At 59.6% G+C, this 15,422-nt stretch carries 13 protein-coding genes; 5 read left to right on the forward strand and 8 right to left on the reverse strand.

Annotated features, from left to right (window positions below; genetic code table 11):
* Positions 1-39: 39 nt before the first annotated feature.
* On the reverse strand, positions 40-984 hold the full coding sequence (locus HMPREF3147_RS04235) for a heme o synthase (protein ID WP_010186753.1): 945 nt from the start codon (positions 982-984) through the stop codon (positions 40-42).
* A 325-nt stretch (positions 985-1,309) separates the two neighbouring features.
* Here HMPREF3147_RS04235 and tkt point away from each other — a divergent pair, with 325 nt between their 5' ends.
* From tkt to pgl, 5 genes are all read left to right on the forward strand, one after another.
* Positions 1,310-3,385: a transketolase gene (gene tkt / locus HMPREF3147_RS04240; RefSeq protein WP_210384567.1), complete on the forward strand. Its 2,076-nt coding sequence runs from the start codon at positions 1,310-1,312 to the stop codon at positions 3,383-3,385.
* 44 nt (positions 3,386-3,429) lie between these two features.
* Positions 3,430-4,518 carry a transaldolase gene (tal, locus tag HMPREF3147_RS04245; protein ID WP_070444873.1) on the forward strand — a complete coding sequence of 363 codons (1,089 nt, stop codon included), beginning with the start codon at positions 3,430-3,432 and terminating at the stop codon, positions 4,516-4,518.
* A gap of 129 nt (positions 4,519-4,647) precedes the next feature.
* A complete protein-coding gene (zwf, locus tag HMPREF3147_RS04250; protein WP_083276434.1) occupies positions 4,648-6,180 on the forward strand; it encodes a glucose-6-phosphate dehydrogenase in 1,533 nt (510 codons plus the stop codon).
* 22 nt (positions 6,181-6,202) lie between these two features.
* Positions 6,203-7,135, forward strand: a complete 933-nt coding sequence (locus HMPREF3147_RS04255) for a glucose-6-phosphate dehydrogenase assembly protein OpcA (RefSeq protein ID WP_070444875.1) — start codon at positions 6,203-6,205, stop codon at positions 7,133-7,135.
* A gap of 56 nt (positions 7,136-7,191) precedes the next feature.
* Positions 7,192-7,953, forward strand: a complete 762-nt coding sequence (gene pgl, locus HMPREF3147_RS04260; RefSeq protein WP_070444878.1) for a 6-phosphogluconolactonase — start codon at positions 7,192-7,194, stop codon at positions 7,951-7,953.
* A 115-nt stretch (positions 7,954-8,068) separates the two neighbouring features.
* Here pgl and secG read toward each other — a convergent pair whose 3' ends face one another.
* The 7 genes from secG to rapZ all read right to left on the reverse strand — a co-directional run bounded on the left by secG (position 8,069) and on the right by rapZ (position 15,387).
* Positions 8,069-8,305 (reverse strand): preprotein translocase subunit SecG, encoded by a 237-nt coding sequence (gene secG / locus HMPREF3147_RS04265; RefSeq protein ID WP_010186761.1) that lies wholly within the window; start codon positions 8,303-8,305, stop codon positions 8,069-8,071.
* A gap of 183 nt (positions 8,306-8,488) precedes the next feature.
* Positions 8,489-9,268, reverse strand: coding sequence for a triose-phosphate isomerase (gene tpiA / locus HMPREF3147_RS12980; RefSeq protein ID WP_070444881.1), 780 nt, complete (start codon positions 9,266-9,268; stop codon positions 8,489-8,491).
* Positions 9,269-9,310: 42 nt separating this feature from the next.
* The gene (pgk, locus tag HMPREF3147_RS12985) at positions 9,311-10,528 is read right to left on the reverse strand and encodes a phosphoglycerate kinase (protein WP_070444883.1); all 1,218 of its coding nucleotides are present in this window, start codon (positions 10,526-10,528) and stop codon (positions 9,311-9,313) included.
* A 243-nt stretch (positions 10,529-10,771) separates the two neighbouring features.
* Positions 10,772-11,779, reverse strand: a complete 1,008-nt coding sequence (gene gap, locus HMPREF3147_RS04280; RefSeq protein ID WP_070444886.1) for a type I glyceraldehyde-3-phosphate dehydrogenase — start codon at positions 11,777-11,779, stop codon at positions 10,772-10,774.
* 491 nt (positions 11,780-12,270) lie between these two features.
* Complete coding sequence (gene whiA / locus HMPREF3147_RS04285) at positions 12,271-13,260, reverse strand: DNA-binding protein WhiA (protein WP_070444889.1); 990 nt, start codon at positions 13,258-13,260, stop codon at positions 12,271-12,273.
* 168 nt (positions 13,261-13,428) lie between these two features.
* Positions 13,429-14,427, reverse strand: coding sequence for a gluconeogenesis factor YvcK family protein (gene yvcK, locus HMPREF3147_RS04290; protein ID WP_070444892.1), 999 nt, complete (start codon positions 14,425-14,427; stop codon positions 13,429-13,431).
* A gap of 78 nt (positions 14,428-14,505) precedes the next feature.
* Complete coding sequence (gene rapZ, locus HMPREF3147_RS04295) at positions 14,506-15,387, reverse strand: RNase adapter RapZ (RefSeq protein ID WP_070444895.1); 882 nt, start codon at positions 15,385-15,387, stop codon at positions 14,506-14,508.
* Positions 15,388-15,422: the final 35 nt, after the last annotated feature.

Here is a 15,422-nt window from a genome sequence, read left to right on the forward strand (position 1 = left end):
TAATTGGAGGTTCGCTGATCTGGTTGGCAGGCCGCCTCGTTAGAAGAGGGCGGCCGACCAGCCCAGCATGCGACCGATGGGTTCCCAGCCCACGACGGCGTCGATAGACAGCCCAATGAAGAGGACTGAGAGATAGTTATTGGAGTAGATGAATAGGCGCATGGGCTTGACCTTTGCGCCCTTCTTCACCCCTTGGTGGAGGCGGATTGCCATCCATAAGAAGACCGCACCGGAGGCCACCGCGGCCACCAAGTAGATCCAAGAGGCTGCCGGGATAATAAGGAAGGTCACGATAACCGTGCCGATGGTGTACCACACAATCTGGCGGGTAACTTCCACCTCCCCGGCAACGACGGGCAGCATCGGCACCCCGGCCTTGCGGTAATCCTCCTTGTATTTCATCGCCAGCGCCCACGTATGAGGCGGGGTCCAGAAGAAGATGATGAGGAACAACACTACGGCTTGCCACCAACGGTCAGGCTCCCCCGCCGGTGCGTTATCCCGGATCACTGCCCAGCCCACCATGGCGGGCATACAGCCTGCTAGACCACCCCAGACAATGTTCTGGGAGTTTCGCATCTTAAGGAACTTCGTGTAGACGATGACATAGAAGAAGTTAGTCAGCAGCACGAAGAACGCCGCCAGCCAGGAATGCGCCAGCACGCCCAGCCAGAAGACGGATAGTGCGAGCATGACCCAAGCAAAAATGGCGGCATTGCGACGCGAAATAGTCTTGCGCACCAGCGGCCGAGCACGAGTGCGCTGCATCTTCTGGTCAATCTCATAGTCCACGACGTTGTTGAACGTGTGGGCCGCAGCGGCACCCATCCATCCGCCAAAGATGGTGGATACGATGAGCCAGAAGTTTGAGGACACCGCCTCGAATCCACGCTGGGCCTGGAGCATAGCCGGGATTGCTGCCACGAGGAGGAGTTCAATGATCCTCGGTTTCGTTAGCGCAAAATAGGCCTTGATGGTCTCCAAGGAATAGTCCTCCGTATATCCGGCACGTGGGTGTATGGCTTATAGGTCTGAAGTAGTGGTCGTCTGCTCGCGCTAAAGAGTTCCCGAGATATCCCGAGAGCTGTGTGGCACGGTCGAGGTTTCGTCTTCGAAGCACTCGCCAGCCAGATCCGAAAGCGAGGAGCAACGGCGTCAACCATGCCAGACTACCGCCCGAAACCTGGTTTATATAATCCCCCGCCGAAGATCGAAAAACCTTTACACTGATTAACGGTATATCTGTTTCCAGAAGCGAAGTGAGGTTTTCGCCGTGTCGCACGAAAAGTTGTCCCCGGAACTGCAGGCTATGGTTCAGCGCCGTTATCCTTCGGACTGGAGTGACCTCGACACTCGCGCCGTGGATACCGTCCGCGTGCTCGCTGCCGATGCCGTTCAGAACTGCGGCTCCGGCCACCCCGGTACCGCCATGTCCTTGGCGCCTCTGGCCTACACGCTCTACCAGCGCGTGCTCAACCATGACCCAGCAGATGTTCACTGGGCGGGGCGCGACCGCTTTGTCCTCTCCGTGGGGCACTCTTCTCTGACGCAGTATATCCAGCTCTTCCTCGGCGGCTTCGGCCTCGAGATGGAGGATCTCAAGTCTTTGCGCACGTGGGGGTCTAAGACTCCCGGCCACCCGGAGGTTCACCACACCGACGGCGTAGAAATCACCACCGGCCCGCTGGGCCAGGGCCTGGCTTCCGCGGTTGGTATGGCCATGGCCGCGCGCAAGGAGCGTGGATTGTTCGACGCTTCCGCCCCGGCTGGCGAATCTCCTTTCGATCACTATGTCTATGTCATCGCCTCTGACGGTGACCTACAGGAGGGCGTGACTGCTGAGGCCTCCTCCTTGGCAGGTACTCAGAAGCTGGGCAACCTTATCGTCTTCTGGGATGACAACCGCATCTCCATCGAGGATGACACCAACATTGCCTTCAACGAGGACGTCGCCAAGCGCTACGAGGCTTATGGCTGGCACGTGCAGACCGTGGAGTCCGGTGAGGACGTCGAAGCCATCGAAGCGGCCGCTGCTGCTGCCCGCGCCGAAACCTCCCGCCCTTCCTTCATCCGTGTAAAGACGGTCATCGGTTACCCAGCACCGAACAAGATGAACACCGGTGGCGTCCACGGCGCCGCCCTCGGTGAAGACGAGGTGGCCGCGACCAAGGAAGTCCTCGGCTTCGACCCTGCGCAGTCCTTCCACATCGACGAGGAAGTTCTCGCTCATACCCGCGAGCTGGCTGCCCGCGGTGCACAGAAACATGCTGAGTGGCAGGAGAAATTCGACGCGTGGGCCGCAGCCAACCCGGAAGAGAAGAAGCTCTTCGACCGCCTCCAGGCACGCGAACTTCCTGCTGACTTCGCCGCCGAGCTTCCCACGTGGGAAGCGGGCGAGTCTCTGGCTACCAGAAAGGCTTCTGAAGCCGCCATTCAAGCACTTGCGGCCTCCCTGCCGGAGATGTGGGGCGGTTCCGCCGACCTGGCAGGCTCCAATAACACGGTGATCAAGGGCGCGGAGTCCTTTGGCCCCGAGTCCATCACTACGGATGCCTGGACTGCCACACCTTATGGCCGCAACCTGCACTTCGGTATTCGTGAACACGCCATGTCCGCCATCATGAACGGCATTGCGTTGCACGGCAATACCCGCGTCTATGGCGGTACCTTCCTTATCTTCTCTGAGTACCAGTACCCCGCCGTGCGCCTCGGTGCGCTCATGTCCACCGATACCTACTACGTGTGGACTCACGATTCCATTGGCTTGGGCGAAGACGGCCCCACCCACCAGCCGGTGGAAACGCTCGCTGCCCTGCGCGCCATCCCCAACCTTTCCGTCATCCGCCCGGCCGATGCTAACGAGACGGCCCAGGCGTGGGCGGCAGCACTCGAGTACAAGGCCGCGCCGAAGGGCCTAGCGCTGTCCCGCCAGAATCTTCCAGTGCTTGAGGGCACCAAGGAAAAGGCGGCCGAAGGCGTCCGCCGCGGCGCCTACATCCTTGTTGAGGCATCGAAGGAAACTCCAGATGTCATCCTCCTTGCCACCGGCTCCGAGGTGCAGCTCGCTGTGGAAGCCGCCAAGCAGCTCGAGGCTGAAGGTACTGCCACCCGGGTCGTTTCCGCACCGTGCCTGGAGTGGTTCGATGAGCAGGATGCTTCCTACCGCGAATCCGTCCTTCCCTCCTCGGTCCGCGCGCGCGTCTCCGTCGAAGCTGGTATCTCTATGCCGTGGCACAAGTACACCGGTTCCTTCGGCCGCACCGTGTCTCTGGAGCACTTTGGTGCCTCTGCACCTGCCGCAGAGCTCTTTGAGAACTTCGGTTTCACCGCCGAGGCCGTTGCTGATGCCGCGCGCGAAGCACTGAGCGCGGCGCAGGCAGACTAGTCTCCCGTTCCGAGTTCCCCTCACGAAAGGACCTACACCACACCATGACGCATATTGATGACCTGGCTCACCTCGGGACGTCAACCTGGCTCGATGATCTTTCCCGCGAGCGCCTAGACTCCGGCAACCTCCGTGAGCTCTTGGACACTAAGTCCATCGTGGGTGTCACCACGAACCCCGCGATCTTTGCTGCCGCAATGTCATCCGGCACCTCCTATGATTCCGATATCGCAGCACTGAAGGAAAAGTCCGCTAACGCGGACGAAGCTGTGTACGCACTGGCTATCGACGATGTCCGTAACGCGTGCGACGTCTTTACCGAGATCTACGAGAAGTCGGGTGGCCGGGATGGCCGCGTCTCCATCGAGGTAGATCCCCGCATCTCCGCAGATGCGGAAGCAACCCTGGAGCAGGCACGTGAGCTGTGGGCGAAGGTTGAGCGCCCCAACCTCATGATCAAGATCCCAGCTACCGATGGCTCCCTTCCTGCTATCTCCGACGCCCTCGCCGAGGGCATCTCCGTCAATGTCACCCTTATCTTCTCCGTCGAACGCTACGCCCAGGTCATTGCTGCTTATAAGGAGGGAATCAAGCGCGCGGCTGCGGCGGGCAAGGACGTTTCTAGGATTCACTCCGTAGCATCCTTCTTTGTCTCCCGTTTGGATACCGAAGTAGACAAGCGCTTGGAATTGAACGGCTCTGACGAGGCTCTTGCCTTGCGCGGAAAAGCTGGCGTGGCTAACGCTCAGCGGGCCTACGCCCTGTTCCGCAAAGAGTTCACGGAGGGCAGCGAAGACCTCCCAACTGGTGCTAACCCGCAACGCCCCTTGTGGGCGTCGACGGGAGTTAAGAACCCCGACTACCCTGCCACGCTCTATGTTTCTGAGCTAGCTGGACCGGATACCGTTAACACGATGCCGGAGAAGACCATCGATGCCGTACTCGAGCAGGGCAACCTGCACGGCGATACTCTCAGTGGCTCTGCGGAGCAGGCAGAGCGGGTGTGGTCACAGCTGGAGGCAGTTGGCATTGACTTCGCTGATGTCTTCGCAGTGCTGGAGAAGGAGGGCGTCGACAAGTTCGTCGATGCATGGGACACTTTGCTTGCTTCAATGACGGACCGCCTCGCTTAGACAACGGCGAACAGTGATTGCTCAACAGCGACTCACGCACCGTCTATGGCCACGCAACTATGGCCTACGCGGCGCGGGTCGCTATGCTGAGCAGTTGGACTTAACTCACACAGACCGAAAGGACACTTAGTGAGCACTACCAGCGCGTGGGTCAACCCGTTGCGCAACGCGAAGGACAAGCGCCTGCCACGCATCGCCGGCCCCTCTGGCATGGTGATTTTTGGCGTCACGGGTGACTTGGCGCGCAAGAAGCTCCTGCCTGCAATCTATGACCTGGCCAATCGCGGATTGCTTCCGGCAGGCTTCACTTTGGTCGGCTACGGCCGCCGCGACTGGGATAAACAGGCCTTCTGCGACTACGTACGCGAAGCCGCCGAGGCAGGAGCACGAACCACTTTCAGTGAGCATGTGTGGGAGCACCTCGCCAAGGGAATCGAGTTTGTACAAGGCAGCTTCGATGACGAAGGCTTTGACAAGCTGTCTGCCCGACTCGCTGAGCTCAACGCTTCCCGCGGCACGGGCGGTAACTGGGCCTACTACCTTTCCGTGCCCCCGGAGTTCTTCTCCGATATTTGCCATCAGTTGGAGCGCGTCGGCATGGCAGATAGCACGGATAATTCCTGGCGCCGCGTCATCATTGAGAAACCTTTCGGCCACGATCAGAATTCCGCACGCCAGCTCAACGAGATTGTCAACGCCGTTTTCCCAGAGTCCTCGGTCTTCCGCATCGACCACTACCTGGGTAAAGAAACGGTGCAGAACATCATGGCTTTGCGCTTTGCCAACCAGATCTTCGAACCCATGTGGAATGCGCACTATATCGACCATGTGCAAATCACCATGGCCGAAGACATCGGGCTCGGAGGCCGTGCTGGCTACTATGACGGCATCGGCGCTGCCCGCGATGTCATCCAAAACCATCTCCTGCAGCTGCTGGCCCTCGTCGCCATGGAGGAGCCTTCCTCCTTTGCCCCGGAGGCGCTCCAAGCCGAAAAGATCAAGGTGCTGCGTGCCACCAACGCGGTGCACCCACTTAACAAGACCACAGCCCGCGGCCAGTACTCCGCTGGCTGGCAGGGCTCAGAGTATGTTAATGGCCTCCGGGAAGAAGAAGGCTTCGATCCCGAATCCACGACGGAAACCTATGCAGCCTGCACCCTTGAGGTCAATTCCCGTCGCTGGGCGGGCGTTCCTTTCTACCTGCGCACCGGCAAGCGCCTCGGCCGCCGCGTGACGGAGATTGCACTCGTCTTTAAGACCGCCCCACACCAGCCTTTTGACCAAGGTCAAGCTGATTCACTGGGCCAGAATGCCGTGGTGATCCGCGTCCAGCCAGATGAAGGCGTCACCATGCGCTTCGGATCCAAGGTTCCCGGCTCCACCATGGAGGTGCGCGACGTCAACATGGACTTCGCCTACGCCGAGGCCTTCACCGAGGAATCACCGGAAGCCTACGAGCGCCTGATTCTCGACGCCCTCTTAGACGAGTCCTCCCTCTTCCCCACCAACGAGGAAGTGGAGCTGTCCTGGTCCATCCTCGACCCCATCATTGAATACTGGTCCAACATCGGTCAGCCAGAGCAGTACCGCGCTGGCACATGGGGGCCGGAGTCTGCCGATAGAATGCTGCGCCGCCGGGGTCATTCCTGGCGCCGTCCGTAGGGCCCCTAGGAGGAATGGCTTTATGATTATCCCCTTGCCAGATACGACCACGCGCAAAATCTCTAAAAAGCTCGTGGAGATGCAGGAGCATTACACGCTCACGACCGGCCGCGTGCTTACGCTCATCGTTATGACCGAAGAAGGCGATGACCTTGACAACCTGCTCACTTCAGTACGCGATGCCTCCCACGAGCACCCCTCCCGCGTCATCGTGATCGCCTCGGGCTCCCTCGAAGAGGAAACCCGCCTCGATGCTGAGCTGCGCGTCGGCGGCGAGGCTGGTGCCTCGGAAATCGTCGTTATGCACCTCCATGGCGCCCTCGCCGACCAAGCAGAAGCAGTGGTTACTCCCCTTCTTCTTCCGGATACACCGATCGTTGCTTGGTGGCCTACTGCCTGCCCGCCTGCGCCCGCAGCCGTACCCATCGGTGCTCTAGCCCAACGCCGCATCACTAACGTGGCTTTCGGCAGCGGTGTTGATCAATACGACCTTCACGTGCTGTCTTCCGGCTATAAGCCGGGTGATTCCGATATGTCCTGGGGCGCCATTACCCTGTGGCGTGGCATCATCGCCTCTGCTCTTGACCGCCATCCACACGAGCCTGTCAATTCGGTGGAGATTTCCGGAGCCGAGCACCATGCCGCCGTCGATTTTGCGGCCGGCTGGCTGCTCGACGCCCTTTCCGTCCCCGTCACCCGTAGAATCTCGGAATGCGAGGCAGGCGCCTTCCCGATTACCTCCTTAGTTTTCCGGCGCCCCACCGCGGATATCACTGTCACGGCCGTCGACGCCACGACGGTTAAGGTCAGCGTCCCCGGTTCCCCGGAATCGCTCGTGAGCCTCGCTGTGCGTTCCGAAGCGGAGGTGCTCTCGGAAGAGCTGCGCCACCTTGATTCGGATAGGACATACGCCCATGCTCTCCGCGCCTTAGCGCGCGTGCACTACAGTGTGTAGGCGTAACTATTCCATCGTTTCCCCAGTCCCATCATTCAGAAGGATCTTTCTTCACCATGGTCACGCTTCGCCGCGTTAGCGACATCGACGAGCTCATATCCTCCGCCGCACTCGCCTTTATTGAAACGATTGCAGCGATTCAAGCCCCGGGCGGTGGCCTGCACAAGGACGGAGTAGCACGCGTAGTCCTCACCGGTGGTGGTGCTGGAATCGGTGTCCTCCGCGAATTGGCGCGCCTCCACGAAGCTGCCGAGCAGCAAGGCGGCGACTATCCCGCATTGGCCGTGGACTGGACGCGGGTCCATGTCTTCTTCGGGGATGAGCGCAATGTTCCGGTCAGCGATTCGGATTCCAACGAGGGACAAGCTCGCGAGGCTCTTCTCAGCAAGGTCGGTATTCCAGAACCGCACATTCATGGCTATGACTTGGGTGCGGTATCCATGGAGCACGCCGCCCAAGCCTATGAAGGCGAGATTCGTGATTTTGCGCCGGAGGGCTTCGACATTCACCTCTTGGGCATGGGACATGAAGGCCACATCAACTCTCTTTTCCCGCACTCGGAGGCAGTCTATGAGGATACGGACTATGCATTTGCTGTCCATGATTCCCCTAAGCCCCCGTCGGAGCGCGTCACGCTGACCTACCCCGCTATCAATCGCTCTCAACGCATTTGGTTCCTTGTCTCCGGTGAGGAGAAGGCCGAAGCTGCGTCCCATCTCGTAGCCGGGGCCGCGGCTGAGGATTGGCCTGCCGCAGGTGCGCGGGGCACCGAAGAGACTCTACTTTTCGTCAGTGAAGACGCCGCACAGCAGCTTTAGCGCCACGGTTCCCCGGTCGCTTGAAGCCTAGGAAAAAATAACGCCGCGTTCCCTCCTCCATGAGAGGAAGCACGCGGCGTTCTGCGTTGTTGTGGCCGTAGGCCAGCTGGCGGTTTTAGCCGCTAAATGCCTGCAGCAGGTTCAGGGCTACGATGCAAGCGAGCCAGATGACCACCATGACCACGGTATAACGGTCGAGGTTCTTTTCAACCACGGTGGAACCAGACAAGTTGGACTGCACACCGCCGCCAAAGAGACTGGAAAGACCGCCGCCCTTACCTTTGTGCAGCAGCACGAAGACAGACATCAGGATTGCGGCAATCACGAGGATGATTTCCAGTGCCAAGATCATGAAATAGTTCCTTGTTTTACGCGTTCGTTCATTTTATGTGGTGGTGACAGCCTATGCCGTCAGCCCACGGAGAAGAGGGCGCCAAAAGCGGGCGCAATAATCCCCGATAATACACCACGTGGCGGGCCAGAAACCATTCCGACCCGCCACGGCTCATGAGCGTGATGCTAGCTGGTATGAGGGCTATGCGCCCTGGGCAGCGTTAGCCGCCAGCTTGGCAAACTCCTCGCCCTTGAGAGAAGCACCGCCAACCAGGCCGCCGTCGACGTCCGGCTTGCCTACGATCTCCGCGATGGAATCCACCTTGACGGAGCCACCGTAGAGAATGCGGATCCCCTCGGCCACCTCATCGCCGCCCAGTTCACGGACGAGCTCGCGAATGGCTGCGCACACTTCCTGCGCGTCCTCAGCGGAAGCAACCTTACCAGTACCGATTGCCCAGACCGGTTCATACGCGATGACGGTCTTAGAGAGGTCCTCGGCAGAAAGGCCTTGCAGGGAGTTGCGGGTTTGGGTGACCACGTAATCCACGTGAGTGCCTGCCTCGCGCACGTTGAGCGGCTCGCCCACGCAGACAATAGGGCTGATGCCGTTAGTCAGAGCTGCAGCGGCCTTCTCAGCAACCAGCTGGTCGGTCTCACCGTGGTACTGACGGCGCTCGGAGTGGCCAACGACTGCCCAGGAGCATCCCAGGGCGGAGAGCATTTTGCCGGACACCTCACCGGTGTATGCGCCGGACTCATGCTTGGAGATGTCCTGTGCGCCGTAGGTGAACTGCAAGTCGTCGCCGTCGACCAGCGTTTGCACAGTGCGGATGTCGGTGAACGGGACCATGAAAGCCACGTCAACCTTCTCGTAGTATTCCTTCGGCAGAGAGAATGCGAACTTCTGCAAGGAACCAATAGCTTCCTTGTGGTCGAGGTTCATCTTCCAGTTACCTGCGATAAGCGGGGTACGTGCCATGATTAGCCTTTCTAAATCAGACTGAGTTGACGGTTTAAGTGCTTAGGCTTCCAGGACCTTGACGCCCGGCAGCTCCTTGCCTTCAAGGAACTCGAGGGAAGCGCCACCACCGGTAGAGATGTGAGAGAAGCCATCTTCATCGAGGCCGAGCAGGCGGACGGAAGCTGCGGAGTCACCGCCGCCAACGACGGTGAAGGAACCGTTCTTAGCGGTGGCGTCGATGATCGACTGTGCCACACCGGCGGTGCCCTTGGAGAAGGCCTCCATCTCAAAGACACCCATTGGGCCGTTCCAGAAGACGGTCTTGGAAGAAGCGATGACCTCGTCGAACTCCTTCACCGACTCCGGGCCGATGTCGAGAGACTGCCAACCCTCCGGAATACCGTCCAGGGCGACGACCTTGTTCTCTGCCTGAGCATCGAACTCGGTTGCAGCAACGAGGTCGACCGGCAGGACAATCTTTTCACCGAAGCGCTCGAGCAGCTCCTTGCAGTTGTCAATCTGGTCTTCTTGCAGCAAAGAGTTCTGGACGTTGTAGCCCTGCGCAGCCAAAAGGGTGTAGCACATGCCGCCGCCAATGATCACCTTGTCGGCCTTGCCGGCAAGCGCTTCGATCACACCGAGCTTGTCGGAAACCTTGGCGCCGCCCAGAACGACCACGTACGGGTGCTCTGGCTTCTCTGCTACCGCAGCCAGGGTTTCCACTTCCTTCTGCACCAGCTTGCCGGCGTATGCTGGCAGGCGCTTGGCGACGTCGTACACAGAGGCCTGTGCGCGGTGAACAACGCCGAAACCATCGGAGACGAAGGCACCGTTGTCCGCAGCCAGGGCGACGAGTTCATCGGCGAAGGCGCCGCGCTCAGCGTCATCCTTGGAGGTCTCGCGCGGATCGAAGCGAACATTCTCCAGGAGGAGAACATCGCCATCGTTGAGGCCGTTGGCGCGCTCGTGAGCGTCTTCACCGCTGACGTCGCCGGCAAGGGCAACGTACTGATCCAGCGCCTCGGAGAGAGCCTCTGCGACTGGCGCGAGGGAGTACTTCGGGTTTACTTCGCCCTTCGGACGCCCCAAGTGTGCCGACAGAATGACCTTCGCTCCCCCCTCAATGAGAGCCTTGATAGTCGGCAGCGAGGCGGTGATGCGGCCAGAGTCGGTGATGTTTCCTTCATCATCAAGCGGGACATTGAAGTCAGAACGAACAAGGACGTGGCGGCCGGAAACGCCTTCTGCGAGCAGATCGTCCAAAGTCTTGAAAGCCATTGTGTTCTCCTTAAAGGTGGGTACTCAAGCTAAAGGTTAATGCTATTCAATTAGAAAGTGTGCCGGAACCTGATTCGCGATGTGCGTGAAAGCGCGTACTCGTTCCTTAAAGACGACTACCGGCCCAGCGCACGCCACATATTCAGAGATAGTAGGCGCGGCGCGTGGGCCGGTATCTAGCCCGCGGTGCTTCCGCAGGCAATCACAGCTTGCTTCACTGTGCTCATTTCAGAGGGCGAAGCTTTAGAGCTTAGAGGCAACCAGGGAGGTGGTGCGCACAAGCTGGCTGGTGTAGCCCCACTCGTTGTCGTACCAGCCGAGGACCTTGACGAAGTTTCCGTTGGAAACCTTGGTCATGCCAGCATCGAAGATGCAGCCGTGGGAATCGGTGATGATGTCGGTGGAGACGATCGGGTCCTCGGTGTAGCCCAGGGTCTCGCCGAACTCGCCAGTGGCGGCTTCCTTGATAGCAGCGTTGATTTCCTCAGCGGTGACGTCGCGGGATGCCTGGAAGGTCAGGTCGGTAGCGGAACCGGTGATGGTAGGAACGCGCATTGCGTAACCGTCCAGCTTGCCCTCCAGCTCCGGCAGAACCAGGGAGACAGCCTTTGCTGCACCAGTGGAAGTCGGAACCATGTTGACGGCTGCGGCGCGGGCGCGGCGCAGGTCGCGGTGCGGAGCATCCTGGATGCGCTGGTCACCGGTGTAGGCGTGGATGGTGGTCATCAGGCCCTTCTCGATGCCGAACTTCTCGTGCAGGACCTTGGCCATCGGTGCCAGGCAGTTGGTGGTGCAGGATGCGGCGGAGATGACATTGTGCTTCTCAGCGTCGTACTCATCGGAGTTAACGCCGTAGACGAAGGTTGCGTCAACGTTCTTGCCCGGTGCAGAGATGATGACCTTCTTGGCGCCGGCCTCGATGTGAGCCTTGGCAGCCTCACCATCGGTGAAGAAACCGGTGGACTCGATGACGATGTCTACGTTGTACTCGCCCCAGTTCAGGTTCTTCGGATCGCGCTCTGCGGAGACTGCAATCTTGTGACCGTTGACGGTGATGGACTCGTCGTCATGCTCGATCTCACCGTCGAAGCGGCCCAGAACCGAGTCGTACTTGAGCAGGTTGGCCAGGGTTGCGTTGTCCGTCAGGTCGTTAACTGCGACGACCTCGAGGTCATTGTTGCCCTGTGCGACTGCACGGAAGAAGTTGCGGCCGATGCGGCCAAATCCGTTGATACCTACGCGAATGGTCACTGTAATGTCTCCTCAAATAATCGAGTGAAGTTCAATTGTGGGGGCTTCCGAGACTTTGTCTTTATAGGCAGTGCGGTGGACCGTTCTTGCGGCACCGTTGCCCTGCCACTTCCGTGACGTGCTCGGTGGTTTTCCCAACACGGCCGATAGTACCCACGGATTTTGCATCCTGCAGTGCGCGTTCAGGTTCCCAACCAAGATGCTCGCACGAAAGGGAAAAGGGGCGTACACTAGATAGACCGCTAGTTACTTAAGACAATCCCCCAAACGCACACACCTGCAGATATGCCCGTTTATGTGGGATTATGTTGGCCCTAAAGAGGGCAAGGTGGGATATCTCACTAAAGCAAAAAAGAGCGGGTGAATCCAAAAATAAACCGGTTATCGCCGGTCATAAATTCACCATCGATAGTCAAAAAATTGCCCCAGACGGTCGCGATGGTGCCCGAACGGGCACAACATTCGACTGCGTCTGGGGCTAAGACGAGAGACTAGGATTCCTCAAAAAGTTCCTCTGTCACTGCCTTCGTCGTATCCGGCACACCAAGTTCCTTCGCGCGCTTATCTGCCATAGAAAGCAGGCGGCGAATACGCCCAGCCACCGCGTCCTTGGTCATCGGCGGATCAGCCAAGCGTCCGAGCTCTTCCAAGGAAGCTTCGCGGTGCTGCACGCGTAGGCGGCCGGCGTCCGCGAGATGTTCCGGGACGTCATCGCCCAAGATAACCATGGCGCGTTCGACGCGAGCCGCAGCTGTAACTGCCGCACGGGCAGAACGGCGTAAGTTGGCGTCATCGAAGTTATCTAGGCGGCGGGAGGTGTCATGGGCTTCGCGTTGGATACGTTTCTTCTCCCACGTCAGTCGAGTCTCTTGGGCCCCCATTCTGGTCAGCAACGCACCAATGGCATCGCCATCACGCACCACGACGCGATCGGCCCCGCGGGTCTCCTTAGTTTTCGCCGCTACACCCAAACGACGCGCGCAGCCTACGAGAGCGAGTGCTGCCTCCTGGCAAGGACAGGTCACCTCCAGCGCTGAAGACCGGCCCGGCTCGGTTAGCGAACCTTGCGCCAAAAAGGCGCCGCGCCAAGCTGCTTCATTATCCGCAACAGAGCCGGAGATTACTTGCGGTGGCAGGCCCACGACTGGGTGACCCGAGCGGGTCACCAACCCCAGGCGCCTAGTCAACTCCTTGGCCCCGGTAGTGATTCGCACCTGTACTCTGCTCTTTTTAGAGGATGCGGCGGGGCCGGCTACGTGGGTGCTCGCAGAAATCGAATACAACTCGTCGAGTGCGGTGACCAAGCGAGTGGCTACGCTCTTCGATTCCAATTCGACCTCGTACATCACCCTATCTCCGGTGATGTGGAGCTCGCCGGCGAACCTGAGGATCGCGGCAACCTCCGCCGCACGAGCGGACTGGCGCGGTACGGACACCGCCGTAAGTTCCTCCTTGACCTGATCGGTCAATGACGCAGACACCTCGTGCCTCCCCTTTCAACTCTTGATGTAACTCACCGCAGAAAGCAGCAGTGGTGCAACTGGCCCTAGAAGGGCCTTGAGCTCGTGCATACACAGCACGCACCACCGCGCCTGTGAAGCGCAGCGACGCTGCGGTGAGCGATGAATGCCACTTAGTCTATCGTGCACTTAGCCGCGGTGAGTGCCCGGGGCACCCGCTGAAGAATCGCGCTGAGCGGCATAGTCGGTATAAAGCTCAGTCAGTACCTGCGCGAGCTTGTTTGGGCAATGCTTGTTGAGAGAATGTCCATTCTCATCGCTCTGGCACACATCGCGGAAGACCGCCGTAGCGCCGAGCACGCTGGCCGCACGCTGCACGAAAACTCGCTCCGACTCATTCGGAAGACCAGAACCATCGACGATTACTTTGTCTACCCGCAGGTTTGGCGCATGCTGCGCTAAGACGTGCAGGTGGCGCTCAGCTGAAAAGCCCTGGGTCTCCCCTGGTTCCGCGGAAAGGTTAAGTACCACAACGCGAAGCGCATCCGAGGACGTAATTGCGTTGACAATCTCCGGCACAAGGACGTGTGGAAGCACCGAGCTAAACCACGATCCCGGGCCCAAGGTGATGAGGTCCGCATCGCGCAGGGCCGCGATGGTTTCCGGATTGGCCTGTGGCTTCTCCGGGATGATCCGGACGCGGCGAACCTGCCCCACGGTGGACGCCACGGCGACTTGGCCGCGGACAGAGCGCATGATGCGGGGATCGTCGTCAAGCCCGGCCACGTCCGCTTCGATATCGAGCGGCAGATTCACAGCCGGCAGCACGCGGCCCGCAGACTGCGTTAGCCGTCCCACCGCGTCAAGCGCCGCTTGGAAGTCCCCCAAGACCTCAGTGAGTCCGGCAATGAGGAGATTACCCACCGCGTGGCCGGCCATGGCGCCGGTGCTTTGGAAGCGGTGCTGCAGCGTTGAGGCCCACATCTGGCCCTCCTCTGAGTCACTCGACAACGCGGCGAGCGCCATGCGCAAATCACCCGGCGGAATAATGTCCATCTCGCGGCGCAGCCGTCCGGAAGAACCGCCGTCATCAGCCACAGTGACGATGGCAGAGATCGCCTCCGCGCCGGTGCGGCGCGCAGCCAAAAGGGTTTGATAAAGACCATGGCCACCGCCCAGGCTAGCCATGTGGGTAGGGAGAGACGTCACGGAAATATTAGCTTTCGGTCATCCAAGGGTAGGGAATGATTTTTTATCTTATCGCACCTAATCCCGGGCGATGTCACGGTGCAGTGTGCTCACATCCAGATCCGCGCGCTCCCTGAGACGGCGAGCAATCTCCTCCGTAACGGCCACAGATCGGTGATGCCCACCGGTGCACCCGATGCCTACGGTAATGAAGTTCTTGCCCTCGTGCCGGTAGCCGGCAAGCATCGAGTCAAGCATGGTGATGAAGTGATCAATGAAGGGTTTAGCGGCGTCCTGGGAGAGGACGTAGTCTGCGACCGGTTCATCAGTACCGCGGTACCCCCGCAATTCGGGCACCCAATAAGGATTGGGAAGGAAGCGGACATCGACGACAAGATCTGCGTCACGCGGGGAGCCATGCTTGAAGCCGAAGGACTCTAACGTGACGTGCTGTAGCTCATGACCCATCTCGCCGAAAGAGGCCTCGATCGCGCGGCGCAGGTCGTGGACAGACAGATTGGTCGTATCAATGATGATATCCGCGCGGTCACGGATGGACTGTACTGCTGCGCGCTCGCGCTGAATGCCCGCCTTGAGGGTTTCCCCGTCCTGCAGCGGGTGCGTACGACGAACTGAATCGAAGCGGCGAATGAGCACATCATCCCGCGCGTCGAGGAAAAGCAGTGTCGGTTTCATGTCTAACTGCTCGAGTTCATCAAGAGTTTCTGCCAAGGAACCCGGGAACAAGCGGGAGCGCACATCGGTCACCGCGGCAATTTTAGAAACCGGGGATTCCGGGCTCGCGCACAACTTGAGTAGGTCAACGATTGCCTTGGGGGGAATGTTGTGGGCTACGTAATAGCCTTTATCCTCCAGCACTTTAGCCGCCGACGTCAGGCCACCGCCTGACATGCCGGTGATCAAAATGGGTGGGGAATCAAACAGCGTCATGGCTTCCATTCTTACCACCTATTTAAAGTCCTCGGTGGGAATTA

The organism is Corynebacterium sp. HMSC05D03, assembly GCF_001807205.1.
Taxonomy (GTDB): domain Bacteria; phylum Actinomycetota; class Actinomycetes; order Mycobacteriales; family Mycobacteriaceae; genus Corynebacterium; species Corynebacterium aurimucosum.